Origin of the sequence: Micromonospora sp. NPDC005686, assembly GCF_042871665.1 — a bacterium.
Lineage (GTDB): Bacteria > Actinomycetota > Actinomycetes > Mycobacteriales > Micromonosporaceae > Micromonospora.
In genome coordinates, this window is record NZ_JBIAIY010000004.1 from 539,311 (window position 1) to 565,422 (window position 26,112).

The 26,112-nt window shown below is 74.3% G+C and carries 24 protein-coding genes; 12 read left to right on the forward strand and 12 right to left on the reverse strand.

Annotated elements, in window-relative coordinates:
* The first annotated feature begins 131 nt into the window (after window positions 1-131).
* From ACFYON_RS13065 to ACFYON_RS13075, 3 genes are all read left to right on the forward strand, one after another.
* Window positions 132-833, forward strand: coding sequence for a cytidine deaminase (locus ACFYON_RS13065; protein WP_354864737.1), 702 nt, complete (start codon window positions 132-134; stop codon window positions 831-833).
* Window positions 834-910: 77 nt separating this feature from the next.
* The gene (locus ACFYON_RS13070; RefSeq protein ID WP_354864739.1) at window positions 911-2,191 is read left to right on the forward strand and encodes a thymidine phosphorylase; all 1,281 of its coding nucleotides are present in this window, start codon (window positions 911-913) and stop codon (window positions 2,189-2,191) included.
* Between the two features lie 100 nt (window positions 2,192-2,291).
* Window positions 2,292-2,972, forward strand: a complete 681-nt coding sequence (locus ACFYON_RS13075) for a DUF4272 domain-containing protein (RefSeq protein ID WP_354865264.1) — start codon at window positions 2,292-2,294, stop codon at window positions 2,970-2,972.
* Window positions 2,973-2,978: 6 nt separating this feature from the next.
* On the opposite strand, the gene ACFYON_RS13080 is transcribed toward ACFYON_RS13075, so the two are convergent.
* Together ACFYON_RS13080 and ACFYON_RS13085 are read right to left on the reverse strand one after the other, a co-directional pair.
* Window positions 2,979-3,830, reverse strand: coding sequence for a putative RNA methyltransferase (locus ACFYON_RS13080; protein WP_354864741.1), 852 nt, complete (start codon window positions 3,828-3,830; stop codon window positions 2,979-2,981).
* Between the two features lie 3 nt (window positions 3,831-3,833).
* Window positions 3,834-4,307 carry a MarR family transcriptional regulator gene (locus ACFYON_RS13085; protein WP_354864743.1) on the reverse strand — a complete coding sequence of 158 codons (474 nt, stop codon included), beginning with the start codon at window positions 4,305-4,307 and terminating at the stop codon, window positions 3,834-3,836.
* 57 nt (window positions 4,308-4,364) lie between these two features.
* Between ACFYON_RS13085 and ACFYON_RS13090 the strand changes: the two genes are divergently transcribed.
* Genes ACFYON_RS13090 through ACFYON_RS13105 form a run of 4 tightly spaced genes read left to right on the forward strand, consistent with a single transcriptional unit; the run spans window position 4,365 to window position 7,163 of the window.
* Window positions 4,365-4,991 carry a hypothetical protein gene (locus ACFYON_RS13090; protein WP_354864745.1) on the forward strand — a complete coding sequence of 209 codons (627 nt, stop codon included), beginning with the start codon at window positions 4,365-4,367 and terminating at the stop codon, window positions 4,989-4,991.
* Window positions 4,979-5,548, forward strand: a complete 570-nt coding sequence (locus ACFYON_RS13095) for an NAD(P)H-dependent oxidoreductase (RefSeq protein WP_354864747.1) — start codon at window positions 4,979-4,981, stop codon at window positions 5,546-5,548. Before ACFYON_RS13090 ends, ACFYON_RS13095 begins: the two co-directional genes overlap by 13 nt.
* A 56-nt stretch (window positions 5,549-5,604) precedes the next feature.
* Entirely contained in the window at window positions 5,605-6,036 is a 432-nt protein-coding gene (locus ACFYON_RS13100) for a PPOX class F420-dependent oxidoreductase (RefSeq protein WP_354864749.1), read from the forward strand.
* A gap of 50 nt (window positions 6,037-6,086) precedes the next feature.
* A complete protein-coding gene (locus ACFYON_RS13105) occupies window positions 6,087-7,163 on the forward strand; it encodes an adenosine deaminase (RefSeq protein ID WP_354864750.1) in 1,077 nt (358 codons plus the stop codon).
* Here the strand turns inward: ACFYON_RS13105 and ACFYON_RS13110 are convergent, their stop codons facing one another.
* Complete coding sequence (locus tag ACFYON_RS13110) at window positions 7,164-7,577, reverse strand: hypothetical protein (protein WP_355093523.1); 414 nt, start codon at window positions 7,575-7,577, stop codon at window positions 7,164-7,166.
* Window positions 7,578-7,962: 385 nt separating this feature from the next.
* Here ACFYON_RS13110 and ACFYON_RS13115 point away from each other — a divergent pair, with 385 nt between their 5' ends.
* The 4 genes from ACFYON_RS13115 to ACFYON_RS13130 all read left to right on the forward strand — a co-directional run bounded on the left by ACFYON_RS13115 (window position 7,963) and on the right by ACFYON_RS13130 (window position 13,096).
* A complete protein-coding gene (locus tag ACFYON_RS13115; protein WP_354864754.1) occupies window positions 7,963-11,622 on the forward strand; it encodes a nitrate- and nitrite sensing domain-containing protein in 3,660 nt (1,219 codons plus the stop codon).
* Complete coding sequence (locus tag ACFYON_RS13120; protein ID WP_013283992.1) at window positions 11,619-12,023, forward strand: roadblock/LC7 domain-containing protein; 405 nt, start codon at window positions 11,619-11,621, stop codon at window positions 12,021-12,023. The genes ACFYON_RS13115 and ACFYON_RS13120 overlap by 4 nt, the downstream gene beginning before the upstream one ends.
* Window positions 12,024-12,123: 100 nt before the next feature.
* Entirely contained in the window at window positions 12,124-12,501 is a 378-nt protein-coding gene (locus ACFYON_RS13125; protein ID WP_354865266.1) for a DUF742 domain-containing protein, read from the forward strand.
* A 1-nt stretch (window position 12,502) separates the two neighbouring features.
* On the forward strand, window positions 12,503-13,096 hold the full coding sequence (locus ACFYON_RS13130) for an ATP/GTP-binding protein (protein ID WP_269702284.1): 594 nt from the start codon (window positions 12,503-12,505) through the stop codon (window positions 13,094-13,096).
* A gap of 122 nt (window positions 13,097-13,218) precedes the next feature.
* Here ACFYON_RS13130 and ACFYON_RS13135 read toward each other — a convergent pair whose 3' ends face one another.
* The 3 genes from ACFYON_RS13135 to ACFYON_RS13145 all read right to left on the reverse strand — a co-directional run bounded on the left by ACFYON_RS13135 (window position 13,219) and on the right by ACFYON_RS13145 (window position 18,002).
* Entirely contained in the window at window positions 13,219-14,439 is a 1,221-nt protein-coding gene (locus tag ACFYON_RS13135; RefSeq protein ID WP_354864757.1) for an ABC transporter substrate-binding protein, read from the reverse strand.
* 121 nt (window positions 14,440-14,560) lie between these two features.
* Window positions 14,561-16,969, reverse strand: a complete 2,409-nt coding sequence (locus ACFYON_RS13140; RefSeq protein WP_357706411.1) for a transposase — start codon at window positions 16,967-16,969, stop codon at window positions 14,561-14,563.
* A gap of 40 nt (window positions 16,970-17,009) precedes the next feature.
* Window positions 17,010-18,002: a DNA primase gene (locus tag ACFYON_RS13145; RefSeq protein WP_357706413.1), complete on the reverse strand. Its 993-nt coding sequence runs from the start codon at window positions 18,000-18,002 to the stop codon at window positions 17,010-17,012.
* Window positions 18,003-18,116: 114 nt separating this feature from the next.
* Here ACFYON_RS13145 and ACFYON_RS13150 point away from each other — a divergent pair, with 114 nt between their 5' ends.
* Window positions 18,117-18,458 carry a helix-turn-helix transcriptional regulator gene (locus ACFYON_RS13150; protein ID WP_354864763.1) on the forward strand — a complete coding sequence of 114 codons (342 nt, stop codon included), beginning with the start codon at window positions 18,117-18,119 and terminating at the stop codon, window positions 18,456-18,458.
* 71 nt (window positions 18,459-18,529) lie between these two features.
* Here the strand turns inward: ACFYON_RS13150 and ACFYON_RS13155 are convergent, their stop codons facing one another.
* The 6 genes from ACFYON_RS13155 to ACFYON_RS13180 form a co-directional block, all read right to left on the reverse strand.
* Window positions 18,530-19,213 (reverse strand): permease prefix domain 1-containing protein, encoded by a 684-nt coding sequence (locus tag ACFYON_RS13155; protein WP_357706416.1) that lies wholly within the window; start codon window positions 19,211-19,213, stop codon window positions 18,530-18,532.
* A gap of 62 nt (window positions 19,214-19,275) precedes the next feature.
* Window positions 19,276-21,057 (reverse strand): thiol reductant ABC exporter subunit CydC, encoded by a 1,782-nt coding sequence (gene cydC, locus ACFYON_RS13160; protein WP_387189039.1) that lies wholly within the window; start codon window positions 21,055-21,057, stop codon window positions 19,276-19,278.
* 91 nt (window positions 21,058-21,148) lie between these two features.
* Complete coding sequence (gene cydD, locus ACFYON_RS13165) at window positions 21,149-22,834, reverse strand: thiol reductant ABC exporter subunit CydD (protein ID WP_354864767.1); 1,686 nt, start codon at window positions 22,832-22,834, stop codon at window positions 21,149-21,151.
* Entirely contained in the window at window positions 22,831-23,838 is a 1,008-nt protein-coding gene (locus tag ACFYON_RS13170) for a cytochrome d ubiquinol oxidase subunit II (RefSeq protein ID WP_354864769.1), read from the reverse strand. Before ACFYON_RS13170 ends, cydD begins: the two co-directional genes overlap by 4 nt.
* An 11-nt stretch (window positions 23,839-23,849) precedes the next feature.
* Entirely contained in the window at window positions 23,850-25,097 is a 1,248-nt protein-coding gene (locus tag ACFYON_RS13175) for a cytochrome ubiquinol oxidase subunit I (RefSeq protein ID WP_354864770.1), read from the reverse strand.
* Between the two features lie 102 nt (window positions 25,098-25,199).
* Window positions 25,200-26,105, reverse strand: a complete 906-nt coding sequence (locus ACFYON_RS13180) for a M56 family metallopeptidase (RefSeq protein WP_354864772.1) — start codon at window positions 26,103-26,105, stop codon at window positions 25,200-25,202.
* Between the last annotated feature and the right edge of the window lie 7 nt (window positions 26,106-26,112).

Sequence of the window (26,112 nt, forward strand, 5' to 3'; positions counted from 1 at the left end):
GGGGAGGGTCGCGCCGGGAACGTGTGCGTGTGGGCGGCTCCGGTCACGGCCGGAGGCGGGGCGCGAGAACACCAGTCCTCGCAGTGACGCTCCGTTGCCGTCGCCACGAGCGCATGCGGCAGAATGGTGGGATGACCGAGATCGACTGGGAGCGGCTGCGGGCCGCCGCCACCGAGGTTATGCGGCACGCCTACGTGCCGTACTCGAAGTTCCCGGTGGGTGCCGCCGCGCTCGTCGACGACGGCCGGCTCGTTGTCGGCTGCAACGTGGAGAACGCCGGCTACGGCGTCACCCTCTGCGCCGAGTGCGGCGTGGTCTCGCAGCTGCACGCCACCGGCGGGGGCCGGATCGTGGCGCTGTCCTGCGTCGACGCCAACGGTGAGCCGCTGATGCCGTGCGGCAGGTGCCGGCAGTTGCTCTGGGAGCAGGGCGGGCCGGGATGCCTCGTCGAGGCGAAGGACGGGCCGCTGCGGATGGCGGAGCTGCTGCCGCACGCCTTCGACGTGGCCGACATCGAGGCGGTGACCGGCGAGCACCCGGTGCCGGTGGTGCCGGACCGGCTGGCCGCCTGGCGGGGCCGGGGCACCGTCTTCGTGCACCCCGACCTGTCGGCCGGGCAGCAGGTGTGGACGGCGTACTGGGAGCGGTCGTCCGGTGAGACCGGCGCCGAGACCGGCGTGCTGGAGGAGGGCTCGACCTGGGACGAACCGGCCGAGGCGATCGAGTGGGGGCTGGCGCGGACGCCACGCGTGGTGGTGGTGGACGCGTCCGGCACGATCTTCTGGGCCGGTGAGGGTGAGCCTCCTACGGAGATTCCGGTTCGCTGGGGTTGAGGTCGGCCCCGGCCTGAGCTGGTCACCGTTCGCGGGTCGGTGCGGCCACGCGCGATCAATTGATTGGATCTTGAGAAGTGAGTGCTTTTACGGCGGTTGACGTCATCCGGGCCAAGCGGGACGGGGGTGTGCTGAGCGACGGGCAGATCGACTGGGTGGTCGACGCGTACACCAAGGGTCTGGTCGCCGACGAGCAGATGTCGGCGCTGGCCATGGCGATCCTGCTGCGCGGCATGACCGCCCCGGAGATCGCCCGGTGGACCGCCGCGATGATCGCCAGCGGTGAGCGGCTCGACCTGTCGCCGGTGGCCCGGCCGACAGTGGACAAGCACTCCACCGGCGGCGTCGGTGACAAGATCACCCTGCCGCTGACCCCGCTGGTGGCCGCGTGCGGCGCGGCGGTGCCGCAGCTGTCCGGCCGGGGCCTGGGCCACACCGGCGGCACGCTGGACAAGCTGGAGTCGATCCCGGGCTGGCGGGCGGCGCTCACGAACGACGAGTTCATCGCCCAGCTCCGCGACGTGGGCGCGGTGATCTGCGCGGCCGGCGACGGGCTCGCCCCGGCCGACCGCAAGCTGTACGCGCTGCGCGACGTCACCGGCACGGTCGAGGCGATCCCGCTGATCGCCAGCTCGATCATGAGCAAGAAGATCGCCGAGGGGACCGGCGCGCTGGTGCTCGACGTGAAGGTCGGCTCCGGCGCGTTCATGAAGAACGTCGACGACGCCCGCGAGCTGGCCCGCACCATGGTCGAGCTGGGCGGTGCGCACGGCGTACGGACCGTCGCCCTGCTCACCGACATGTCCACCCCGCTCGGCCTGGCCGTGGGCAACGCGGTCGAGGTGACCGAGTCGGTGGAGGTGCTCGCCGGCGGCGGCCCGGCCGACGTGGTGGAGCTGACCCTGGCGCTGGCCCGGGAGATGCTCGACGCGGCCGGCCTGCCGGACGCCGACCCGGAGGCGGCGCTGCGGGACGGCCGGGCGATGGACGCCTGGCGCACGATGATCCGGGCGCAGGGCGGCGACCCGGACGCGCCGATGCCCACCGCGAACGAGGTCGAGCTGGTCACCGCGACCGAGGACGGCTGGGTGGCCGAGGTCGACGCGTACGCGATCGGGGTTGCCGCCTGGCGTCTCGGCGCGGGCCGGGCCCGCAAGGAGGACCCGGTGAGCATCCCGGCCGGCGTGGTGCTGCACAAGCGCCGCGGTGACCGGGTGCGTGTCGGCGACCCGCTGTTCGAGCTGCGCGCCGAGCACGCCGAGCGGATGCCCGCCGCGCTGGCCGAGGCGCGCGCCGCGGTGCGGGTGGCGCCGGATGCGCCGGACGCGACGCCGCTTGTCGTCGAGCGGATCGGCTGACCGGGCCGGTCGTGGTGCCGGCCTGTCCGGAGCCGCTATCCTCCCAGGCCAAGGGGGATCGGCCGGCGACGAGCCGGGGTGAGCAGACAGGGGCTTGACCGTGCGCGTACCCGCTCCCGACCCCCGGGCCGTCCGGGAGGCCAGCCTGGACGAGTTGTCCCGGCTGGGTCTTCCGCTGCCACCGCCGCAGTTCCCGCTGGTCTGGGAGCCGGGCGACGAGATCGAGCTGCGTCCGACAGCGGAGATCGAGGCCCGGATCGCGGTGCTGCACGTGATCCTGGCCCGCTGCTTCGGGATGCCCGCACAGGCGGCGATGAGCTGGCTGCTGGAGTCGCACCTGGTCGACTCGGTGACGCCGCCGGAGTGGCAGTTCGTGATGGGCGGCCGGGGCGACCACAGGTCGTTCGTGCTGCACCACGACGCCCTGTTCTCGCTGGCCTGGGTGCTCGGACTGGCCAAGGAGCTGGACCCGACGGTGCCGGTGGACGAGCGGCTGGTCGAGCGGATGCCGAACCTGGTCGCGGGGGAGACGTTCGGCCAGTGGCGGGCCCGGATCCTGGCCGCACCGCAGCATCCCGGTGACGCCGCGGCCCTGCTCGACCTGCACTACTGCCTGGACTGGGCGTACCTGGAGACGGAAAAGGCCGGCGGACCGCTGCCCGGGCTGGTGGACGCCAACGCGATCGGGCAGCGCCGCTGGGCGCTGGAGTGGGCGGTGGTGCTGCGCGGGCCGTACCACGAGGAGCCGCCGGGCTGGGAAGAGGTCGACCTGTCCACCTGAGCGCGGTCAGCGCGGGCGGTGCACGCCGAGCCGGACCGAGAGCGTGACCGGCACCGGCTCGGGCAGCGTGGCGATGCGCGCGGCGAGTCGTTCCGGGCCGGTGTGCCAGGCGCTCGGTCCCATCCCGACGAGCGTGGCGACCTCGGCGCGGGTCAGCGCGAGCCGGGCCCGGTGCCCGGTCGCGGACTCCTCGGCGAAGTGGGCGCCGAGGCTGCCGGCGACCCGCTCGGCCTTGTCCGGGTCCACCCGCAGCAGGTCCAGCGCGTCGACGAGCTCGCTCAGGTGGTCGGCGGCCGGGGTGACCACCAACAACGCGCCGCCCGGGCCGAGCACCCGGTGGAACTCCGGGCCGTTGCGCGGCGCGAACACGTTCAGCAGCACGGCGGTGGACCGGTCGGCCAGCGGCAGCCGCTGCCAGGTGTCGGCCAGCGCGGCGGCGGCCCGTGGGTGCGCCTTGGCCGCGCGGCGCAGCGCCGGCTTGGAGACGTCCAGGGCCAGGCCGGCGGCGTCCGGCAGCGCCGCCAGCACCGCCGCGAGGTAATGCCCGGTCCCGGCGCCGGCATCGACGACCAGGGGGTACGGATCGACGCCCGCGACGCGTACCGCGGTGTCGGCGAGCGCGGCGGCGACGGTGCCGTAGTGGCCGGCGGCGAGGAAGTCGGCGCGGGCGGAGACCATCTCGGCGCTGTCCCCGGTGTGCGGGGCGCGGCCGGCGAGCAGGTTGACGTACCCCTGGCGGGCGATGTCGAAGCTGTGCCGGCGCGGACAGCGCAGCGCGCGGGCGGTGCCGGCGGTGGTCTCGGTGAGCGGTTCGGCGCAGACCGGGCAGCGCAGCCGGGCCAGGATGCGATCGTCCACGGCTCAGCCCTCCGCTTCCGGGCGGCCGGTGAGGTGGCCGATCACCCGTTGGCTGAGCGTGCCGAGCGCGGCCACCTCGGCCGGGGTGAGCCGGTCGATCAGGTGCCGGCGGACGGCGGCCACGTGCCCCGGCGCGGCGGCCTCGACGGCCCGGCGCCCGGCCGGGGTGAGCACGACGACCGAGCCGCGGCCGTCGGTGGCGCACTCCTCCCGGGTGACCAGGCCGCGTTGCTGCATCCGGGAGATGTGGTGGGACAGGCGGCTGCGGGACCAGAGCATCCGGTCGGCCAGCTCGCTGAGCCGTAGCCGCTGCTCCGGGGTCTCGGAGAGATCGCTCAGGACGTCGTAGTCCGGCTCGGAGAGCCCGGCGTCCTGCATCAGCTCCCGGGCCAGTTCGAGGTCGAGCAGGCGGCGCATGCGGCGGTAGCCGCGCCACGCGCGGTCCTGCTGTTCGTCCAGCCAGCGCGGTTCGTCCATGTGCCGATCCTACCGGTTTTATTGACATGTCATCGAGTTGCCGCCTAGGTTGGTGACATGTCAACCAAAATGCCGTCCCGGTTGGTGCGGCTGTTCGCCGGCCTGGCGCTGTTCGGCGTCAGCGTCGCGCTGATGGTCCGCGCCGACCTCGGGCTCGCCTCGTGGGACGCGCTGCACCACGGTCTCGCCGGCCGCACCGGCCTGCCGATGGGCCTGGTGGTCAACGGCGTCGCGCTGCTGGTGCTGCTGCTGTGGATCCCGCTGCGGCAGCGCCCGGGCGTCGGCACCGTCGCGAACGTCGCGCTCGTCGGCCTGGCCCTCGACGCGACGCTGGCAGTGTTGCCGGCGGTCGACCCGCTCGCCGGCCGGATCGGCCTGTTGCTCGCGGGCGTCCTGCTCAACGGCCTCGCCACCGCGCTCTACCTCGGCGCCCGCCTCGGCCCCGGCCCGCGGGACGGGCTGATGACCGGCTTGGCCGCCCGCGGCCTGCCGCTCGGCCCCGCCCGCACCGGGATCGAGGTGACGGTGCTGGCGGTCGGCTGGCTGCTCGGCGGCGCCGTCGGCCCCGGCACCGTGCTCTACGCGATCGGCATCGGGCCGATCATCGCCTGGTTCGTTCCCCGACTCACCACGCCGGCCCCGGCCGCCGCCCCGACAGGAGTGACCTCGCCATGCCCCGCCTGAACGTCATCGTCGCCAGTACCCGCCCCGGCCGCGTCGGCCGTCGCATCGGTGACTGGTTCACCGCGGCCGCCGTCCGCCACGCCGGCTTCGACGAGGTACGCCTCCTCGACCTGGCCGAGGTCGCGCTGCCCTTCCACGACGAGCCGCACCACCCATCCGAGCGGGTCTACCTGCACGAGCACACCCGCGCCTGGAGCGCCGAGATCGACGCCGCGGAAGCCTTCGTCCTGGTCATGCCGGAATACAACTACGGCTTCAGCGCGCCGCTGAAGAACGCGATCGACTACCTCTACCACGAGTGGCAGCACAAGCCGGTGGGCTTCGTCAGCTACGGCATGACCTCCGGGGGCCTGCGCGCGGTGCAGATGATCAAGCAGGTGGTGACCACGCTGAACATGACGCCGGTAAACGACCAGGTGGCCGTCTTCCTGCGGCAGGCGCTGGACGAGTCGGGCGAGCTGCGCCCCGACCCCGGCCGTGAGGAGGCCGCCGCGCTCATGCTCGATCAGCTCGCCCGGCTGGCCGCCGCGCTCGCGCCGCTGCGGGTGACCGCGTGAGCGCGAGGAGTGAGCCGGGTTTGCGAGCCCCGCAGCCGCGAACGAAAGGCGGCACGGTGAGCGCCGGGAGCGGGCCGGAATCGCGGCTCTGGGAGCTGTTCGGCGAGCGCGGGCGCGGGGTGCTCGCCACGTTGCGCCGGGACGGCCGGCCCCAGTTGTCGAACCTCGACTACCTGGCCGAGCCCGGCTTGATCCGCTGCTCCACCACGGGTGACCGGGCAAAGGTGCGCAACCTGCGCCGCGACCCCCGGGCCGGCTTCCACGTCACCACCGCCGACGGCGGGGCGTACGCGGTGGCCGAGGGCACCGTGACGCTCACCCCGCCGGCCGCCGCCGCCGACGACGCCACAGTCGAGGAACTGGTCGAGGTCTACCGGCGGATCCGTGGCGAGCATCCGGACTGGGCCGAGTACCGGGCCGTCATGGTGGCCGACGGGCGGGTGGTCCTGCGACTCGCGGTGGAACGGGTGTACGGCTGGCGTCCCTGACCGGCCCGGTCGACAGTCCGGCACACACTCGGGGTGACTAGGGTCTGAGCATGGTCGCAATCTCGTACGAGGACATCGTCAAGGTCCCGAAGGCGCTACTGCACGATCACCTCGACGGCGGCCTGCGGCCCGCGACGATCGTCGAGCTGGCCGCCGAGGTCGGCCACGAACTGCCCACCACCGACCCGGCGGCGCTCGGCCTCTGGTTCACCGAGGCGGCGAACTCCGGTTCGCTGGAGCGCTACCTGGAGACGTTCGCGCACACGGTGGCGGTCATGCAGACCCCTGCCGCGTTGCGCCGGGTCGCCCGCGAGTGCGCGCTGGACCTGGCCGCCGACGGTGTGGTCTACGCCGAGGTGCGCTTCGCGCCGGAGCAGCACCTGGAGCAGCACCTGACGCTGGACGAGGTGGTCGACGCCGTCGTCACCGGTTTCCGGGAGGGCAGCGCGCTGGCCGCCGAGGCGGGCACCCCGATCCGGGTCGGCACGCTGCTGACCGCGATGCGGCACGCGGCCCGCTCGCAGGAGATCGCCGAGCTGGCCGTGCGGCACCGCGACACCGGGGTGGTCGGCTTCGACATCGCCGGCGCCGAGGCGGGCTTCCCGCCCACCCGGCACCTGGACGCGTTCGAGTACCTCCAGCGGGAGAACTTCCACTTCACCATCCACGCCGGTGAGGCGTTCGGCCTGCCGTCCATCTGGCAGGCGATCCAGTGGTGCGGCGCCGACCGGCTCGGCCACGGCGTACGCATCGTCGACGACATCACGCCGGGCAACCCGCCGGTGCTGGGCCGGCTGGCCGCGTACGTGCGGGACAAGCGCATCCCGCTGGAGCTGTGCCCGTCGTCGAACGTGCAGACCGGCGCCGCGGCCTCGATCGCCGACCACCCGATCGGGCTGCTGCGCGACCTGCGGTTCCGGGTGACTGTGAACACCGACAACCGGCTGATGAGCGGCACCTCGATGTCACGGGAGATGGCGCTGCTGGTGGAGTCCTTCGGCTACGGCTGGAAGGAACTCCAGTGGTTCACCATCAACGCGATGAAGAGCGCGTTCATCCCGTTCGACGAGCGGCTGCGGATCATCGACGAGGTGATCAAGCCGGCGTACGCCGAGCTGATCGGCTGATCACGACTGGCGGGGGTGGCCGGAGAGCAGCGCGGCCACCCCGCGCAGCACCTGCCCGGCCCGTGCCGCCTCGGCGCCCAGCCCGGTCTGCCGGCGCAGCACGGCCGGCTCGTCGCGCAGCAGCGCCACCCCGCGCCGGAGCAGCACCCGGGGCGCCTTGCGCTGCTCCGCGAGATCCCGGGCGAGGCGGCGCAGGAACGTCGCGCCGCGCGGGCGGCGCAGCGCGTACGCCCCGGCGAGCAGCCCGCGTCGCCGGCACTCGGCCACGATCTCGGCTGCGAAGATCCCCTCGGCGACGAAGATTGGCGATCCGTCGACATCGAATGGCCGGGTGGCCACCCGGCGGTCCGCGCCGATCGCATAAACCGGCACTTCGGCCTTGCCCTCGTGGGCCAGTCGGGCGATTGTTTGCACCGCTGTGTCCGCATCCCAGGACAGCGGGGACTCCCAATCTACCTGTCCGTCTCGACGTGGACACGTAGGGTCATCGCCGTCCTTGTAGAAGTCGTCCAGACAGAGCACCGGAAGTCCGGTTCGCTGGGCTATGTACGACTTTCCCGACCCGGAGGGGCCAGCTAGCAGGACGACGCGGTGCGGGTGATTCATTACCTTCAGTGACTCCGGCCAGACGGATTGCTATCAAATTGCATCAACATCTCATCACACCTCCGGCGAGGGACAACCTGGTCTTTCTCTTTGCGGAGCGGCGTGATGGAATCTCGGAGGTCCGACCCGCCGGGTCGGTCGCTCGGCGTTGCCCTCAGGGTGGCGCGGAGCGCGGTAATGCGAGGGCGGTGACGTGAGCAAACGGCCAACGACGGCGGGCTCCTTCCTGTCGCGGTTACGCCGGCCGATGAGCCGGCTGCGCGACATGCCGATCTGGTCCAAGCTCGGTCTGATCATGATCGTGCCGACCATCGCCACGGTCGTGGTGGGCACCAGTGGTCTGGTCGACCACCTGGAGACGCTCAACAATGCCAACCGGGCGGGCGATCTGGCCAACCTGATCGGCTACTCGGGTGACCTGGTCGACACCGTGCAGGACGAGCGGGTCGGCGCCGTGCTCTTCCTCGGCGCCAAGGAGTTCCAGACCCGGGCGCAGTACCAGGAGGGTTACAACCGGGCCAACCAGCGGGTGGACCAGGCGAAGTCGCCCTACCTGCGGCAGCGCGGCGAGATCGACGACCTGCCCCGCAACTTCGTCGGGCTGCTGGACACGATCGACACCCAGTTGAAGGACCTCCCGGCGACACGCAGCCAGGTGCTGAACGGCAAGCTCAAGATCAATGATGCCGACCAGGCGTACCGCCAGCTCATCGAGGACCTGCTGGCCATCCGCGACTCGGCCACCCAGCTCGCCGGCGACAACGACCTGAGCGACCGGATGCGCGCGTCGGCCGCCGTGGCCCGCCAGAAGGAATACCTGACCCAGCGCCGGGTCGTCGTCCACCAGGCGCTCACCCAGAACCAGTACACCGCCGCGCTGCGCGAGCAGTTCATCGCCAGCGGCACGGGCCAGTCGCAGTCGCTGGCGACCTTCCAGGCGGTCGCCACCGAGCCCGACAAACTGTTCTACGAGCAGACCGTCTCCGGGCCCGACCTGCGCAAGGCCGACCGCTTCACCAGCTTCGTCTCCGGCAACAACAACGGCTCGATGGAGAACGCCCCGTTCGGGTCGGACCAGTGGGACCAGACCATGGTCGCCAACGCCAAGCTGATCCGGACCGTGGAGGACCGGCTCGACGGCAACGTGGTCCGGCAGGCCGACGCGCTGCGCTCGGACACCCAGCGCCAGGTGTTCCTGGAGACCGGCCTGCTGCTCACCATGCTGCTGCTGGCCATCCTGTTCGCGTACCTGGTGGCCCGGTCGATGGCCCGCTCGCTGCGCGACCTGCGTCATGGCGCCCTGGCGGTGGCCCAGTACGGGCTGCCACAGGCGGTCGCCCGGCTGCGGGACCCGCAGGTGACCGGCCAGCTCTCCCCGGTCCAACTGGCCAACCAGATCGCCGAGCCGCTGCCGGTGCGCAGCAAGGACGAGTTCGGCCAGGTGACCGAGGCGTTCAACGCCGTCCACCTGGAGGCCGTCCGCACCGCCGCCGAGCAGGCCGCCCTGCGGGCGTCGGTCGCGACCATGTTCGTCAACCTGGCCCGCCGCTCGCAGATCCTGGTCGACCGGCTGATCGGCCACCTCGACCGGCTGGAGCGCGGCGAGGAGGACCCGGACCGGCTGGCCGAGCTGTTCCAGCTCGACCACCTGGCCACCCGGATGCGCCGCAACGACGAGAACCTGCTGGTCCTCGCCGGTGCGGACTCCACCCGCGTGCAGCGCGAGCCCGCCGCCCTGATCGACGTGCTCCGTGCCGCCCAGTCCGAGGTCGAGCACTACACCCGGATCGAGTTCGGCGTGATCGACCGGGACATCGAGGTCGCCGCGCACGCGGTGAACGACCTGGTGCACCTGGTCGCCGAGCTGTTCGACAACGCCACCGCCTTCTCCCCGCCGGACTCGCAGGTCATGGTGGAGGCCCGGCGGGTCGGCGACCGCGCCTCCCTCTACGTGGAGGACCGGGGCATCGGCATCAGCCCGGAGCAGCTCCGTGACCTCAACGAGCGGCTGGCCACGCCGCCGCAGGTGGACGTCGCGGTCTCCCGGATGATGGGCCTGGTCGTGGTCGCGCGGCTGGCCGCCCGGCACGGCGTCCGGGTCGAACTGCGACCGGGCGCCGACCGGGGCACCGTCGCCGACGTGACGCTGCCGACCTCGGTCCTGGTGCCGCGCGCCCTGTCCGGCCGCGGACCGTACGCACCGGCCCTGCCGGCCGCCGGCCCGCAGCAGAACGGCCCGGCGCCGGCCTTCGGCGCCCTGGCCGCCTTCGGCAACAACGCGCCGAGCCTTCCGCCCGCGTCCCACCCGGGCTCCTCGGGCAACCAGGTCACGCTCGGTGGACGCGCCTTCGACCCGGCGCCGCGCAACGGCTCGGGCACCCCGGCGAACGCCGGCGGCGGCCGTGCCATGCCGGCCTGGTCCGACCTGACCGGCGCCAACCCGGCCGGCGGGGACGGCGGATTCGGTCCCCGGCCCGCAAACGGCCAGTCGAGGGACCCGCTGCCCCAGCGGCGCAACCCGGCCGACGGCGACCCTGGCAGCAGCGGCCAGCAGCCGGCGATCCCGCGTCAGCTCCCGAGCAGCCCGGAGGCGCGGCCCTACAGCCCGCCGCCGGTCTCCGCGCCGCCCGTGCCGCCGGTGTCGGCGCCGCCGCTGCCGCCGGTCTCCGGCGTACCGGTCTCCGGCAACCCGATGCCGTACCGCCCGGTCTCGGCCGCCCCGGTCTCCGGCGACCCGTTCTCGGGCCGTCCGGTCTCCGCGGCACCGGTCTCCGGTGACCCGCTGCCGTACCGTCCGGTCTCGGCGGCGCCGGTCTCCGGGCACCCCGCGTCGGCCGCCCCCGTCTCCGGGCAGCCCACCGCCGGTCACCCGGCCTCCGCGCCGCCGGCGAACCAGTTGCCGACGCGCCCGGGGCCCGCCCCGGGTGTCAGCGCCCCGCCGGTCTGGCCCCCGGTCGCGCCGACGCCGGCTCCGCCGGCGCCGGAACGGCCCGCCAGTGGCATGGACATGACCACCGAGCTGCCCCGGGTGCCGCGCACGGAGATGCCCGCCACCCCGCAGCCGAGGGCCGGCCAGCCGTTCGCCGCTCCGGCCGCGAACCGGCCGTCCGAGGCCCGGCCCGCCACCCCGGCCACGCCGGTGTCGCGGCCGGCCACGCCGCAGCAGCCGGGCAACCGCCAGCGGTACGCGGACGAGACGATGGAGCTGCCGATCTTCCGCGAGCTGGAGTCGGCGTGGTTCCGTACCCGCCGGCCCGGGCCCGAGGAGGCGGCGGCCGCCCCGGCCCCGGCCCCGGCGACGAACGGTGGCGCCGCCGCCACCCAGCAGTTCGCCAAGGTGGACACCGCCGGCCGGCCCGTGCCGCAGCCGACACCAGCAACGACAGGTAACACACCGATGGCACACACTCCGACGGCCGGCGGAGCACCGCGTGAGAACGGCCCGGCGAACGGGAACACGCGTCCCACGTACACCGGTGGGCTGCCCAGCCGGCAGCCGACGGCGTCGTCGCAGTCCTCCTCCCCCTGGCAGACCGCGGCCGACGACGGCTGGCGGGCCGCCTCGGCGGCCACCGAGGTGCCGGTGGCGGAGACCACCCAGAAGGGCCTGCCGAAGCGGACGCCGATGGCGCAGCTCGTGCCGGGCAGCATCGACAAGCCCTCTGCGTCGGTGCAGCGGCGTACGCCGGAGGGAGTCCGGGGCCTGCTCTCGGCCTACCATCGAGGCGTGCAGCGCGGGCGTAACACCGACAGCAACACGACCGGCCCGGAGGGCACTCCGGGCGGGCAGCAGTCCTCGCAGTCTGGCTCAGGCCCGGTGGCCGGGAGCGGGCAGAAGGAGCAACAAGGATGACTACTACGCAGGATCTCGGATGGCTGCTCGCCAACTTCGCCGACCGGGTGCCCGGTGTGGCGCACGCGGTCGCGGTGTCGGCCGACGGCCTGCTTCTCGCCTCGTCCCGGGACCTTCCGCGGGACCGCGCCGACCAGCTCGCCGCGATCGCGTCCGGTCTGGTCAGCCTGACCCAGGGCGCGGCCCGCTGCTTCGAGGGCGGGGCGGTGTTGCAGACAGTCGTCGAGATGGACAACGGTTTCCTGTTCCTGATGTCCATCTCGGACGGCTCGTCGTTCGCGGTGCTGGCGGCGCGGAGCTGCGACGTGGGTCAGGTCGGGTACGAGATGGCCCTGCTCGTGGACCGGGTGGGCGATGCCCTGACGCCGCAGCCGCGAACGGCTGTGGGGATGATGGGCTGAATGACGCGCTGGCCGGTGGGTCAGGTGCGGGAACGACAACGACAGCGACGGATGCCACCGGGGCGAGCCGGTGCCGGGTACGAGGGAGGTGAGCGGCGAAATGGCGGATCGTGACGAGCCGACCGGAGCGTTGGTCCGGCCGTACGCCGTTACCCGCGGTCGTACCCGTCCCCGGCTCGACATCGCCCTGGAGGCGCTCGTCGAGACGACGGTGCGCGGTCGAGCGGTTGCCACTGGCAATGGTGGCCAAGGTCGTGAACACCAGTACATCGCCGCGTTGTGTGACGGACGTGTGCAGTCGCTCGCCGAGATCGCGGCGCGGATGCAGCTTCCCCTCGGCGTGGCCCGGGTGCTCATCGCCGACATGGCGACGGACGGCCTGGTCGCGGTCCACGAGCCGACCATTTTGGACGACTCCGACGACGCGATGGGCACTGAACTGCTGGAGAGGGTGCTGAGTGGACTTCGCAGGCTCTGACATGTCGCACCGGCCGCCGGCCCAGAGCGGCCGCGTGACGTCGGCGAAGATCGTTATCGCCGGTGGGTTTGGCGTCGGCAAGACGACGCTGGTCGGCTCGGTCTCGGAGATCACGCCGCTGACCACCGAGGCGATCATGACTTCTGCCGGTGTCGGCGTCGACGACACCCGGCAGGTGCCGGGTAAGACGACGACAACGGTGGCGATGGACTTCGGTCGTATCTCGATCGACCGTGACCTGATCCTGTACCTGTTCGGTACGCCGGGTCAGACGCGGTTCTGGTTCATGTGGGACGAGTTGGTCCGTGGTGCGATCGGCGCGGTGGTGCTGGTCGACACCCGGCGGCTCGCCGACTGCTTCGCCGCCATCGACTTCTTCGAGCACCGGCGGCTGCCGTACCTGGTGGCCATCAACTGCTTCGACGGCATGCAGTACCACGATCCGCAGGACGTCCGGGACGCGCTGGCGATCTCCCGCGACGTGCCGGTGGTGCCGTGTGACGCCCGTAACCGGGAGTCCACGAAGCACGTGCTGATCTCGCTGGTCGAGTACGTGCTCACCATGCGGCGCTCGCGGGCCGTCGCGCCCGCCTGACCGACGCGCGGAAGCGCCCGGCGGCCTGAGGCCACCGGGCGCTTCCTGGCGTCTGGGGATGGACACGGTACGCGATCACCCGGTGACCCTCCAGGCGGGACGGTCACCGGGTGCGTCTCCGGTCAGGCGTACCGGGTCCAGGTGCCCCGGAACACCTGGTACACGGCGAGCGAGTCGGGTTCCATGCCGCCGTGCCGGTCGGCGCGGAACGCGTACCCGCCGGCGATGCCCTCGACGGTCTGCGCCTGAAGGAGGGCCCGCAGCCGGCCCCGGTCCAGGCTCGTCGCCATCCGCGCCGACGTGGCGAGGAGCTGGAGCGCGTCCGAGGCGTACGGGGCGAAGTCCGGGCTGACGCCGTGGCGCTGCGTGTAGCGGTTGACGAAGTCCCGGCGGGCCAGCTGCGCCGTCGTGGTGGCGGTGGCCGCGGAGACGTCCAGGCAGGCCGGGTGCACCGCGTACGCGCCCTCCACGGCCGCGGCGTTGGCGCCCTGCACGGTGTCGTCGGCCACCGCCCCGGCGTCGAAGAAGATCGGTCCGCGGTGGCCCGCGGCGCGTAGCTCCCGTGCCGCGGCACCGGAGTCGGGCGCGGTACCCCAGATCACCACGCCGTCCTGCTGGCCGCCTACGACGCGCTCGGCGGCGGCGCGGAACCGCCGGCCGGTCGCCGTCAGGCGTACCGTGCGGGCCAGGTCGGTGCTGCTGTCGGCGAGCGCCTCCCGCATCGCCCGCACCCCCGAGTCGCCGTGCAGCCCGGCGGCGGCGAGCACCGACACCCGCCGGATCCGCTTCGCCTCGAACAGCTCCACCAGGCGTCCGGCCATGTCCACGGCGTCCGGGGTGAGCTTGTAGGTGAACGTGCGCTCGTCCAGCGGCAGCACGATGCGGTCACCGTAGCCGAGCGACAGGAAGGGCGTCTTGACCCGCTGGGCGGCCGCCGCGAGGGCCATCGAGGTCTCGCCGAGCACACCGCCGATCAGCGCCTGGGCACCGACCCGGGTCAGATCGGCGGCATGGCGCGCGGCGACCTCGGGATTGCTGCCGTTGTCCAGGATCTGCAGCCGGACCGATCGGACCAGGTTCCCGACCGGTACGCCGGCTCGGTTCAGCGAGTCGGCGGTGAGTTGCAGGGCCTGCTGCTGGGCGACGCCGAGCAGCGCCCCCGCGCCGGTCAGCTCCAGACTCGCCCCGATGATCAGGTCCTGGTCGGCCGGCGCGCTGCTGGACGGCCCGTCCTCCGGCCGATGGCCCTGCGGCGCGCACCCGGCGAGCAGCAGGCTCCCGGCCGTGGCGGCGAGGAAACCCCGCCGGGTGAGCACAGTGGAGTCGAACGCCGGTGTCGCCAATGGAATCGCCTTCCCACCCCGGCGAACAGGCGCCGCCGCTGGTCCGCCGGGTATGTTCCCGGCCGGCCCAGCGCAGCGTCAAATCGCCCCGGTGTGGGATGAAACACCCGGCGAGTCCAGGTCAGGTGCGGTAGCCCGCCGAACGGTACTCGTACTCCCGGTCGTCGTCGCGGTCACCGCTGTCGCGGGTGAAGTCCCAGCCGCCGGCCGCCTCACGGCCCGGACGGCCGCCCACGGCGAAGCCGCCGATCTCCTGGCCGCGCCGCCACCCCCGGAAGTAGCCGGTGGTGTTCTCGGCGAGGCTCGCCGCGTTCCGGATGATGCGCAGTGGACGCTCCTCGCGCAGCGGGGAGCCCGGCACCAGGTTGGCCTGCGGCACGCGCTTGGGCAGACCGGCCTTGGTCTCCGCGCCGATGGCCGGGCGGGCCGCCTGTTCGGCCGCCTGCCAACCGGTGTCGGCGGTGGTCGACCACTCCAGGTCGGCCTCGTCGCCGTGCCCGACGAACCAGGCGGACTTGGCCTGCGCGAAGATCAGCAGATCGCCGTCACCCTCGTCGGAGACCGGCGGCGGCCGGTGCTCCTTCGGCGCGGGCCGCCGCTCGGGCGCGGCGGGCAGCGGGACACGGCCCGGGTCGACCTGGTCGACCAGACGCAGCGGGGGCGTCTCCAGGCCGGCGTCGGCCGACCGGCTCATCTCGTCGCGCAGCGCGCGGTCGGCGAGCGGCGGCGGCTCCACCAGCCGCAGCATCGGCGGCTCCTGAGGCAGGTCGTCGGCGAGCCACGGCGGCGTGACGCGGCCGGGGTCGCTCGGTGCGTCAACGCCTCGCCCGTACGAGTAGGTCGTGCCCTCACGCTCCCGCGCTGCGTCGTCCTCGTTGTTCACCAGCGGCCAGTTGGCCCGGGAGCCCGGCGGCGCCGCCTCCGGCGCGGGCGGGCGCGGGGCCGGCACCGGGATGCTCAGGTCGGTGGCGCTGAACCCACCGGTCGGCGGTTCCTGGTGCTGGTTGGTCTTGGGCCGGGGCGGGATGACGGTGCGCTGCCGCTCGGCCCGCGCCTTGTTGATCGCCGCGGTGGTGAGGGTCGGGCGGAACGGCTCGCCGGCCTCGGCCGGCGGGACGGCGCCGCGCGGGGACGGCGCGATCGGCGTGATGCCCGGTGGCGGCGGGGGCGGCGCGGAGACCGGCCGGTTGGTGGGACCGTCCACCCGCGACGGCAGCGGCGCGCCGGTCGGCTCGGGCCGTGCCGGGGGAGCCGACGCCGGCCGGCCCAGTGCGGCAGCCGGAGCGACGGGCGTGACCGGGGCCGGGGCGACGGGCGGCGGCGTCACCGGGGCGGGTGCGACAGGCGGCGGGCCGAGCGGCCGAGGTGTCGTCGTGGCGGCCGGACCGGACACCGGCTCCGGACGGCTGCGCCGCCCACCGGGGACCGGCTCGGGCCGGCCGCGGCGGCCGGCCGGCTCGGGTGCCCCGGCCGGCTCGGGACGACCGTGGTGGGGCTCGGCGACCGGGCCCGGCTGGATGGCGGGCACCGGACGAAGGTCGGCCACCGACGTCGAGGCCAGCTCGTCGACCTGCTCTCCCCGCCGGGCGGCGGCCCGGCGGCCGGTCGCGGGAGTGGGAGCGGTGCGTTCGGCGAGCGCGCCGACGAGCGCGTCGCAGCCGGCGTCACAGGTCCGGACGGAGGCGACGGCCTGCCGTACGGTCTCGGCGACGGCCGCGGTGAGCGTCCGGTTGATGGTGGCCCGCCGGGGCGTCTCGGAGATGGCGACGCGCAGCGCGGTCACCGCGTCGGAGACGGCATCGGCGTCGGCCACCCCTTCGCCGGCCAACTGGGCGACCACCGCGTCGGCGGTCAGCCCGCCGTCGCGGCCGCCACGGGCCGCGGGGCCGGTGAGCATGCCCGGCTCGGGCAGCGCGTCGAGCACCGCCAGGGCGACCCGGTCGGCGGGGTCCGGATAGGCCCGCAGCGCGGCCGGGTAGAGCTCGCGGAGCACCTCCCGCAGCGTCACCGCAGCGGAGTGCCGGCCACTCGCCAGCGCCGCGTGCGCGGCCAGGACCTGCGTGTATCCGGCGAGTTCGCGCGGTGCCGGGAGGGTCACCGCGGAGAGCGCGCCGGCCTGGAGCGCGCGGGCCAGCCCGACCGCCCGGCGCTCGGCGGGCGGGGACTGCATCTCCTCCAGGGAGTCGTCGTCGGCGAAACGCTCGGCGAAGTCGTCGACCGAGTCGTCGTCGGCGATCGCCAGCGGCCGGCCGGCGGCGCTCAGCAGCGAGGTGACGATGTGGTCGTCGCTGTCGGCGGCGATGGCCGCCCCGCTGGGACCGCCGGACCGCTCCACCAGCAGCGCGACCAGCCGGGCGTAACCGGCGGGATCGTCACCGATCTCGCAGACGTGCAGCAGACGGCCTGCGTCGTCGACCACAGCGGACGTCAGCGTCGTTCCGGCCGAAGCCGTTCGGTCGGCCGGATCTGCCGAGGCCAGACCGCAGTACACGCGCACGAGCGCCACGGCGTCGTCCTCCTCCCGGGACACAGGTCTTGCACTGCCAGAGACTGATGCTCCCCGCTCCGGGTCAGTCGCGCCAGTCCACAACCGCAGAGATCTTCCCGACAATGGTGCGCCAACCCAGACTTGCGGTTTGTGCCCCGATTTTCTTCAGCCGCCGACGACCCAGGAAACCACCGACGCCACCGTTGACGGAAGCGCGCAGCGCCTCGTCCAGGTCGTCCAGGCTGGAGCCGGCGGAGAGCATGTCCAGCACCGCCGGTAGCCGGAGGGCGTACGCCAGGTCGCGGGCGATCTCACCGGCTTCGATCAGCAGCTCGTGGTCCCACGCGTCGTGGCCGCCGCGCAGGTTCTCCACCACCAGGTCGAGCTCGTAGGTGTCCTCGTCCAACGGGGCGATGTCGGCCGGCTCCAGCCGTTCGGACAGTTCATTCCAGCTGTCCAGCTGGGACATGTCGTTCGGCGCACCGGAACGGATGAAAGTGACCAATGACTCGGGGGTCTTGAACAGCAGGAGCCGGCCCTTGTGGGTGAGGAAGACCGGCACCTCCTCGTCGCCCGCCTCGTCCTCGTCGCCCTCGGCCGCGTCCTCGTCCTCGTCGTCGGACTCGGCGGCGTCCTCGTCGTCCGAGGCGTCGGCCTTGGCCTTGGCCTTGCGGCGCGACTTGGCGTCCTTCTCCTCGTCCTCGTCGTCCTCCTCGGCGGAGAGGGCGGCGAACTCCTCGTCGAGGATCACCACCTCCTCGTCGTCCTCGGTCTCGACGACCTGGCGGCGGGCCAGGAACGGGTCGTCCTGGTCGCGCTCGGCGACGTCGGTCGGGTCCAGCTCGCGCGCCTGCCGGTACGCCCGCAGCGTGAAGCCGGTGCCGGCGGGCAGGGCGATCTCCACCGGGTCGATCCGCACCTCGTCCCAGAGCGCGCGGTCAGCCGGCGGGCGGTCCTCCTCGACCTCGTCGGCCGCGACGGCGGCGTCGGTGTCGTCGAGCTCGGGCTCGTCGGCGTCGGGCCGTTGGGGCGACTGGCGGGCCACGCTGACCTCCGTGTGCGTTCGGTTGCCCACCCGGCGGCGTCGCGCCGCCGAGTGACTCTGGGCACATACCCTAGTGGGCGACCGTTCTGACCGGGAGGTGCACCCCATGGCGTGGCGGCGAGCCGACAAGTAGCGTTGCTACACATGAAGGCGCAGGCGCTGCACGGACACCTGGACGCGCTGCTGCTCGCGGTGCTGGAACGGGGCGCGCTGCACGGCTACGCGATCATCGAGGCGTTGCGCGCCCGCAGCGGCGGCGCGCTGGATCTGCCCACCGGCACCATCTATCCGGCGCTGCGCCGGCTGGAGCGCGCCGGGCTGGTGGCGAGCACGTGGAGCACTGTGAACGGCCGGGAGCGCCGCACCTACGAGCTGACCGAGGCCGGTGGCCGGGCGCTGGCCGGGGAGCGGGCCGGCTGGCGGGAGTTCAGCGCCACGGTCGGGCGGTTCCTCGGCGCGGACGAGCCGCCCACGGCCCCGGCCTGACCGCGGCCGGCGGGCGGGCACCCGGCGGCCGAGCCGGAGACGGGCGGCGGCCCGCCCGCGCAGGCCGGCGGCTAGCCGGCCAGCCGGCGCTCGGCGAGCACCCAGCAGCGGGCCGCCCGGGCCAGGGCGAACCAGGCCGCCGAGACCACCACCATCCCGATGATCATTGGTGGCCAGGTGAGCGCGGCGTCCCACAGCCCGACCGACCAGGCGAACAGCGCGCCCCCGGCGGCCGCGCCGAGCAGCAGACTGCCGGTCAGACCGAAACCGATCAGCCGGGCCGGGCGGACGAGCCGTGCTGTTCTCCACCGGGCGACGAGCGGACCGGCCAGCAGCGCGGCGAGCGCCAGCGCGGCGACCACGCCCCAGATGGCGTTCAGCGCGGCGGAGAGCAGCAGATAGGCGGCAGGCGGCGGGGGACCGTCGCTCCAGCTCGACCCCTGCCAGGTCAGGTCACCGGTGGCGAGGAGCACCACCGCCACCACGAGCGTGCGCAGCGCCAGCCCGCGCAGCGCACCGGCGGCCAGCTCGGCCTGGAAACCCGGCACGAGCTGGGCGTCGCTGCCGAACTCGGCGACCGCCCGCCGCTGCGCCTCCGTCGGCGGCAGGCCCCCGTCCCGGTACGCCTCGACGGCGTCCTCGAGCGCGTGCCGCGCCTCGGTCAGCAGGTCGGCCTTGAGCCGGTCCGGCCCGTGCAACCGCGTGGACAACTCGTGCAGCCGGCGGTCGACCACTGCCTCCTCGTGCACCCGCATGCGGGTAAGCCTGCCATCGACGGCTGACAGCCGCGTCAGGGAAAACCCCGACCGGCCGGGTGTCAGGGCGTGACGGCCAGGTAACCGCGCTCGGCCGTCTCCTGGCGCAGCCACTGCTCCCGGTACCAGCCGGGGCGGGCCACCAGCTCGTCGTGCCGGCCGCGCTGCACCACCCGGCCGCCTTCGAGCACCACGATCTCGTCCAGCCCGGCCAGGCCGCTGAGCCGGTGGCTGATCAGCAGCACCGAGTGCCCGGCCGGGGTGGCGGCGAGCGCGGAGTCCAGCACGGCGTCGGCCGCCGCCGGGTCGAGCCCTTCGGTCGGTTCGTCGAGCACCAGCACCGGCGGGGCGGCCAGCAACGCCCGGGCCAGCGCGAGCCGCTGCCGCTGCCCGCCGGAGAGCTGTCCGCCCTGCTCACCGACCACCGTTTCCCAGCCCTCGGGCTGTTCGCGTACCCAGTCGAGCAGGCCGGCCGCCCGGGTCGCGGCCTCCAGGTCCGCCTCGGTGGCGCCCGGACGGCCGAGGAGCAGGTTCTCCCGGACGGTGGCGTGGAAGACGTACGCCTCGGCGAGCAGGCCGCCGACGATCCCTGGCAGGTGCTCGGCCGGGATCTCGGACACCGGCACGCCCCCGGCCGTGACCCGGCCGGTGTCCGGGCGTACCGCGCCGGTGAGCACCGCGGCGAGCGTGCTCTTGCCGGCGCCGCTCGGCCCGACCACCGCCACCCGCCGGCCGGCCGGCAGGTCGAGGTCGAATCCGGCCAGCGCGGGGGCGGCCCCGGCCCGGTAGCGGACCGTCACGTCGGCGAACCGCACGTCGTGGCCGTCGGTCCCGGGCTCCGGCGTCGTCTGCGGCGTCGCCTCGGCGGGCTCGGTGAGCAGGTCGGCGACTCGCGCCAGCCCGGCCCGCAGTTGGGTGCGCTGGCGGGCCGCCGCGACGAGCGCGAGTGCCACCTCCACGGCGGCGAGCGAGCCGACCGCGAGGACGCCGACCAGCACGCCGCCGACCCCGGCCCGCAGCGCCACGACCACCACCGCGGCGGAGGTGAGGCCGCCGACGAGGACGCCGAGCGCGTCCACCGCGAAGCCGGTCGCGGCGAGCCGGCGTTCCAGCTTCGCCAGCCGGGCGCCCCGGTTCCCGGCGGCGGCGAGCGCGGCGCCGGTCGCACCGAACGCGGCCAGGTCGGCGGCCCCGTGGGTGAGGTCGACCGCGTCCACGGCGAGCGCGCCCCGCAGCGGGGCCACCTCGTCGGCGGCGCGGCGGGTGATCCGGGTGGCGAGCGCGGGCAGCGCCACGCCTGCCACCAGCAGACCGATTGCGAGCACACCGGCGGCCGGCGGTGAGATCAGCGCGGCGACGCCCACGGCGAGCACGCTCACCAGTGCCGCCGCCGCTCCCGGCACGAGGACGCGCAGGAGCAGGTCCTGGGCCGCCTCCACGTCGGAGACCAGCCGGCTCAGCGCGTCCCCGGTACGCCGGCCGGTGTCGCGCCGGGTGGCGAGCGTGGCGAAGACGCGGGCCCGTACGTCGGTGATCATGCGGAGCACGGCGTCGTGCCCGGCGAGCCGTTCGGTGTACCGGAACGCGCCCCGGCTCACGGCCAGTGCCCGGACCGCGACGATGGCCACCGTCAGCCGGTCCAGCGGCGGCCGGCCGGCGGCGCTCATCAGCAGCCAGGTGGCGGTGGTCATCAGCGCCAGGCCGGCGAACTCGGTCGCGGCGGCGAGCAGCCCGGCGCCGAGCAGCCGGCTCAGGTACGGCCGGGCCAGGCGCAGCACCGCCCGCTCGGCACCCGGCCGGGCGGGCGCGGGCGGCTCCGGCGAGCCGGAGGGCGTCACCGGCACACCGGTCGGCCCGGCGGGCTCGCGGCCCACCGGCGTCACGCCGTCGGCGGCGGTCACCGGGTCACCGCCGGGCGGGCGGGGGAGACGTGGATCATCGGGGCGCCGCCGGGCCGGTGGTGGTCGGGTGCAGTTCGGTGACGCGGCCGTCCTCGACGCGCAGGATCCGGTCGGCGTCGGCGAGCAGCGCGGGCCGGTGCGCGACGAGCAGCGCGGTACGTCCGGCGACCAGCCGCCGGGTCGCGTCCAGCACGATCGCCTCGCTGGCGCTGTCCAGCCGCGCGGTCGGCTCGTCGAGCAGCACGACCGGCGCGTCCCGGAGGAACGCGCGGGCGAGCGCGACCCGCTGCCGTTGGCCGCTGGACAGGCCGTGGCCGCGCTCGCCGAGGCGGGTGTCCAGCCCGTCGGGCAGCGCGTCGACCACCTCGTCCAGCGCGGCGCCGGTGACCGCGGCGGCGAGCGCGGCATCCGGGGTGTCCGGTGCGCCGAGGCGGATGTTGTCGGCGAGCGACCCGGCGAACAGGTGCGCCCGCTGCGGCACCCAGGCCAGCTCGCGTCGCCAGGCGTCGAGATCGACCCCGGCCAGGTCCACCCCGTCGACGGTGACCCGGCCCGAGGTCGGTGCGACGAAGCCGAGCAGCAGATTGAGCAGCGTGCTCTTGCCCGCGCCGCTGGGCCCGATGATCGCCACCCGGTCGCCGGGCCGGATGGCCAGCGTGACGTCGCGCAGCGCTGTGGTCCGGTCGTACGCGACTGTGACGCCCTCGAAGCGGATCTCGCCCCGGCCGTCCGGCGCGGGCCGGCGGGGCGCCTCGGCGTCGGTGGCGGGCGCGTCGGTGGCGGAGAGCGTGAGCGCCTCGTCCAGCGCGGTGAGCCCTTCCAAGCTGGCGTGGAAGCGGCTGCCCGCGGCCCGCAGCGGCAGGTACGCCTCCGGCGTGAGCAGCAGCACCAGCAGCGCGGTGGAGAGCGTGAGGCCGCCGCCGAGCAGTCGGATGCCGACCGGCACGGCGACCAGCGCGACGGAGAGCGTGGCGACCAGTTCCAGCACCAGCGCGGACAGGAACGCGATCCGGAGCGTCTTCATGGTGGCCTGACGGTGGCCGTCGGCCATCCGGCGTACCACGTCGACCTGGCTCCGGGACCGGCCGAACGCACGCAGCGTGGGCAGCCCGGCCACCATGTCGAGGAAGTGCCCGCCGAGCAGCGACAGCCGCCGCCACTGCCGCTCGGTGGCGGCCTGCGTCTGCCAGCCCACGAGCGCGCCGAAGATCGGGATGAGCGGGATGGTGAGCGCGATGATCACCGCCGAACTCCAGTCGGCGAACACGATCCGGGCCAGCACCGCCACCGGCACCGTGACGCTCAGCACGAACTGCGGCAGGTAGCCGGTGAAGTAGGGGTCGAGCGCGTCCAGCCCGCGCCCGGCCAGCGTGGCGAGCTGCCCGGCCCGCTGCCCGGCGACCCAGGTGGGGCCGTGCCGGCCGACCGCGTCGAGCAGATCGGCGCGCAGCGCCGCCTTGACCGTGGCGGCGGCCCGCGCCGCCACCGTGCCCTGCGCCCAGCTCACCAGCGCCCGCCCGGCGACCGCGGCCACGAACCCGGCCAGCGCCGGCCGGTGCAGCCGCCCGTCGAACGCCGTCGCGAGCAGCGTCGCCAGCGCGGTGGCCTGAGCGATCACCAGCAGTGCGGTGAGCCCGCCCAGCACCGCGAGCACGGCGAGGTCGCGCCGGGCCGCGGGGACCCGACGCAGCAGACGCGGGTCGAACGGGCGGCGGTTCACCAGTACACCGGTGCCCTGCCGTCGATCCGTCCCCGGAAAACCCACCAGCACATCGCCTGAAAGCCTAGTAGGGCCGGCAGGAGCGGTAACGCGAGCCATCCCAACAGCGCCAACGTCGGGCGGCTGGCCGCCGCCTCGGCCACCGTCAGCGACGCCGCCGGGTCGGTCGTGGAGACCAGGATCCGGGGCCAGAGCGCGGCCCCGACCAGCGGCGCGGGAAGCGCCAGCGCCGTCGCGGTCGCCGCGAAGGCCACCCCGGCACGACCCCGCCGCAGCGCCGCGCGCGCCATCAGCAGCGCGGCCGCCAGCGCCAACGGCAGGAGTACGGCGACCGCCGGGCGCGCCACCGCGGCGCGTACCCGGTCGGAGAGCACGCCCAGGACGGTGGCCGCTGCGACAGCGGTGAGCGCGGCGGGCACCAGGCCGCCTGCGAGCCGGGCGAGCGCCGGGGCGTCGGCGGCCGGCAGCCGGAGCGTGAGGAATGTCGCACCGTGCACCGCGACCAGCCCGAGCAGGGCCAGCCCGGCGGCGGCGACGAACGGGGTGGCGAGATGGCCGACACCGACCACGTGGCCGTCCGCGCTCACCGGTACGCCCTGGAGCAGCCCGGCGAGCAGCGCGCCCCAGCCCAGCGCGGCGAGTACGCAGCCGGCCACCACCACCCGGTCCCAGCCGGCGCGAGCGGTGGCGGAAACCGGGCGGCTGCGCAGCTGCACCCCGGCGGTCACCAGCACCACACCGGCCAGCGCGGCGAGCACGGCCGGGTAGAAGCCGGAGAGCATTTCGCCCTCCAGCCGGGGGAACGCGCCGAACAGGATGCCGACGGCGGCCACCAGCCAGACCTCGTTGCCGAGGAAGAACGGCCCGAGCGCGGCGAGCGTGGCCCGGCTCCCCGGCGCCGGGCCGCGCCGGGCCAGCAGCAGGCCGACGCCGTAGTCGTAGCCGCCGAGCACGAGGTAGGTGGCGAAGAAGAGGCCGAGCAGGGCGTACCAGGTGAGTTCCACGACGGGCTCCCTCAGACGAGGACGGGCTGATGGTGGGCGTCGGTGTCGGGCGCGGGCGGGCGGCCGAGCGCGGGGTCGTGCGCCCCGCGTGCCGCGTGCCGGGCGAGCAGCACCCAGTTGGTCACCGCGAGCGCGCCGAGCAGCAGGCTGAACCCGATCAGCGAGGTGAGCATCAGCCCGGGGGACACCGGCGAGACGGCCTGTGCGGTGGGCAGCAGCCCGTACGCGGCCCAGGGCTGGCGGCCCACCTCGCGGGCGATCCAGCCGAGCAGCATCGCCACGAAGGGCAGCGGCAGGCCGAGCAGGATCAGCCAGAGCGGGACCCTCAGCCGGATGATCCAGTCCCGCCAGAGCAGCGGCAGCAGGAGCCAGAGGGCGCCGAGCGTGAAGCCGATCAGGATCATGAAACCGAGACCCACGTTCGACAACACCGGCGGTTCCCAGTCGCCGGGGCCGAACCGCGCCGTCCAGTCGGCGACGAGCGCGTCCCGGTCCGGCCCGCCGCCGAACTTGGTCGGCTGGAGCTGCCCGACCGGGCCGAACTGGGCGAAGCCGAAGCCCTGTAGCGCCGACACCGCGAGCGCCGCGGTGACCAGGCCGAGCCGCAGCGAGGTGCGGAAGAGGGCGTAGTCGCTGGTCCGCCGCAGCAGGTGCCAGGCGCTCACCGCGGCCATCAGCAGGCCGCCGGTGACCAGGCTCGCCGAGACGACGTGGCCGAACGCCATGCCGAACGTGGGGTTGGTGAGCAGCGCCCCGAAGTCGGTGAGGTGGGCGACGCCGTCGCGGACCTCGTACCCGACCGGGTTCTGCAGCCAGGCGTTCGCCACCATGATCCAGAAGGCCGAGGCGTACGCGGTCAGCGCCACACCCCAGAGCAGCGCCAGGTGCACGCCGCGCCGCAGCCGGTGCCACCCGAAGATCCACATCCCGAGGAACGTGGACTCCAGGAAGAACGCCACGAGCGTCTCGATGGCCAGCGGGGCGCCGAACACGTTGCCGACGTAGCGCGACAGCCCGCTCCAGTTCAGCCCGAACTGGAACTCCATCACGATCCCGGTGGCGATGCCCAGCACGTAGTTGATCACGTAGAGCTGCCCCCAGAACCGGGTCAGCCGCTCGTACACCGGCTTGCCGGTCAGGTAGCCGGCCGTCTGCAACCCGACCAGGAGCGTGACCAGGCCGAGCGTGACCGCCACGAAGAGGAAGTGGATCGACGTGGTGGCGGCGAACTGGAGGCGGGCGAGGAGCAGCGGGTCCACTGTCGTCCTCCGATGGGTTGGCTCTCTTGTCGTAGTCAACCTACACGTAGACTCGCTACCTATAGGGGCGCGCGAACCCGGAGAAGTCCCGTAGGGGTGAGGTCAGCTCAGGAACAGGGCGAACGGCAGGGAGACGAGCGTGCCCGCGACGGCCAGCGCCATCGCGCCGAGCACCCGCGGCGGGCGGTCCGCGTCGAGCAGCCGTTGCACGCGTACGTCCAGGTCGCGGTCGCCGAGTCCGAGCGTGCCGGCCGGGTGCACCCGGTGCTCGGCGGCGGCGAACCGGCGCAGCGCACCGGCGAGCGGCGCGTCCGCGTGCAGCTCCCGGGCCTTGTCGTCGGCGCGCATCTCGACCAGCAGCGCCACCCGGGCGTGCGCGTCCCGCACCCACTGGAACCAGGGCAGCGCCCGGCACAGCGCGGTGAACGGCAGCAGCACCAGGTCGTGCCGCTCCTGGGCGTGTGCCCGCTCGTGGGTGAGCACCGCCGCCAGCTCGGCCGGATCGAGCAGGTCGAGCGTTCCCGCGCTCACCACCACCCGGGGCCGCACCCCGGGCAGGCAGTACGCCGCCGCGCTCGGGTGGTCGAGCACCAGCGCCCCCGGCACCGTCGGGTCGTGCCGGGCCACCAGGTGCAGCAGCTCGCGGTGCCGGCGCTGGGCGCGGACCGCGCCGTGCAGGCTGCGTACCGTCGTGGTGAGCAGCACCACGCCGATGCCGAGACCGACGCCCACCAGGCTGAGGTGCACCGCGCCCACCCCGGCCGGCAGCGTGCCGTGGGCCAGGTCGTCGGCCAGCGCCAGCAGCGCCCACCCGGTCGCCCGGTCGTACGCGTCGAGCCCCAGCGCCATCGGCAGTCCCATGGCCGACAGGCCGAGGGCCAGCCCGACCGCCTGCCAGCAGATGATCGCCACCCGGGGCGCCCGCCAGGTCCAGCGCGCGACGGCGAGGACCTGTGCGGTCAGCCAGCAGGCCAGGATGATCGCGGCGAAGTGCAGGGCGTACGCCACGGCAGCC

Excerpts from the sequence above, each read along its gene's own strand:
- ACFYON_RS13085 (WP_354864743.1), bottom strand. The coding sequence starts at position 4,307 with ATGGACGAACCGCGCTGGCTGGACGAACAGCAGGACCGCGCGTGGCGC.
- ACFYON_RS13105 (WP_354864750.1), top strand. The coding sequence starts at position 6,087 with ATGGTCGCAATCTCGTACGAGGACATCGTCAAGGTCCCGAAGGCGCTA.
- ACFYON_RS13120 (WP_013283992.1), top strand. The coding sequence starts at position 11,619 with ATGACTACTACGCAGGATCTCGGATGGCTGCTCGCCAACTTCGCCGAC.
- ACFYON_RS13090 (WP_354864745.1), top strand. The coding sequence starts at position 4,365 with ATGTCAACCAAAATGCCGTCCCGGTTGGTGCGGCTGTTCGCCGGCCTG.
- ACFYON_RS13095 (WP_354864747.1), top strand. The coding sequence starts at position 4,979 with ATGCCCCGCCTGAACGTCATCGTCGCCAGTACCCGCCCCGGCCGCGTC.
- ACFYON_RS13155 (WP_357706416.1), bottom strand. The coding sequence starts at position 19,213 with ATGCGGGTGCACGAGGAGGCAGTGGTCGACCGCCGGCTGCACGAGTTG.
- ACFYON_RS13150 (WP_354864763.1), top strand. The coding sequence starts at position 18,117 with ATGAAGGCGCAGGCGCTGCACGGACACCTGGACGCGCTGCTGCTCGCG.
- ACFYON_RS13065 (WP_354864737.1), top strand. The coding sequence starts at position 132 with ATGACCGAGATCGACTGGGAGCGGCTGCGGGCCGCCGCCACCGAGGTT.
- ACFYON_RS13125 (WP_354865266.1), top strand. The coding sequence starts at position 12,124 with ATGGCGGATCGTGACGAGCCGACCGGAGCGTTGGTCCGGCCGTACGCC.
- ACFYON_RS13130 (WP_269702284.1), top strand. The coding sequence starts at position 12,503 with ATGTCGCACCGGCCGCCGGCCCAGAGCGGCCGCGTGACGTCGGCGAAG.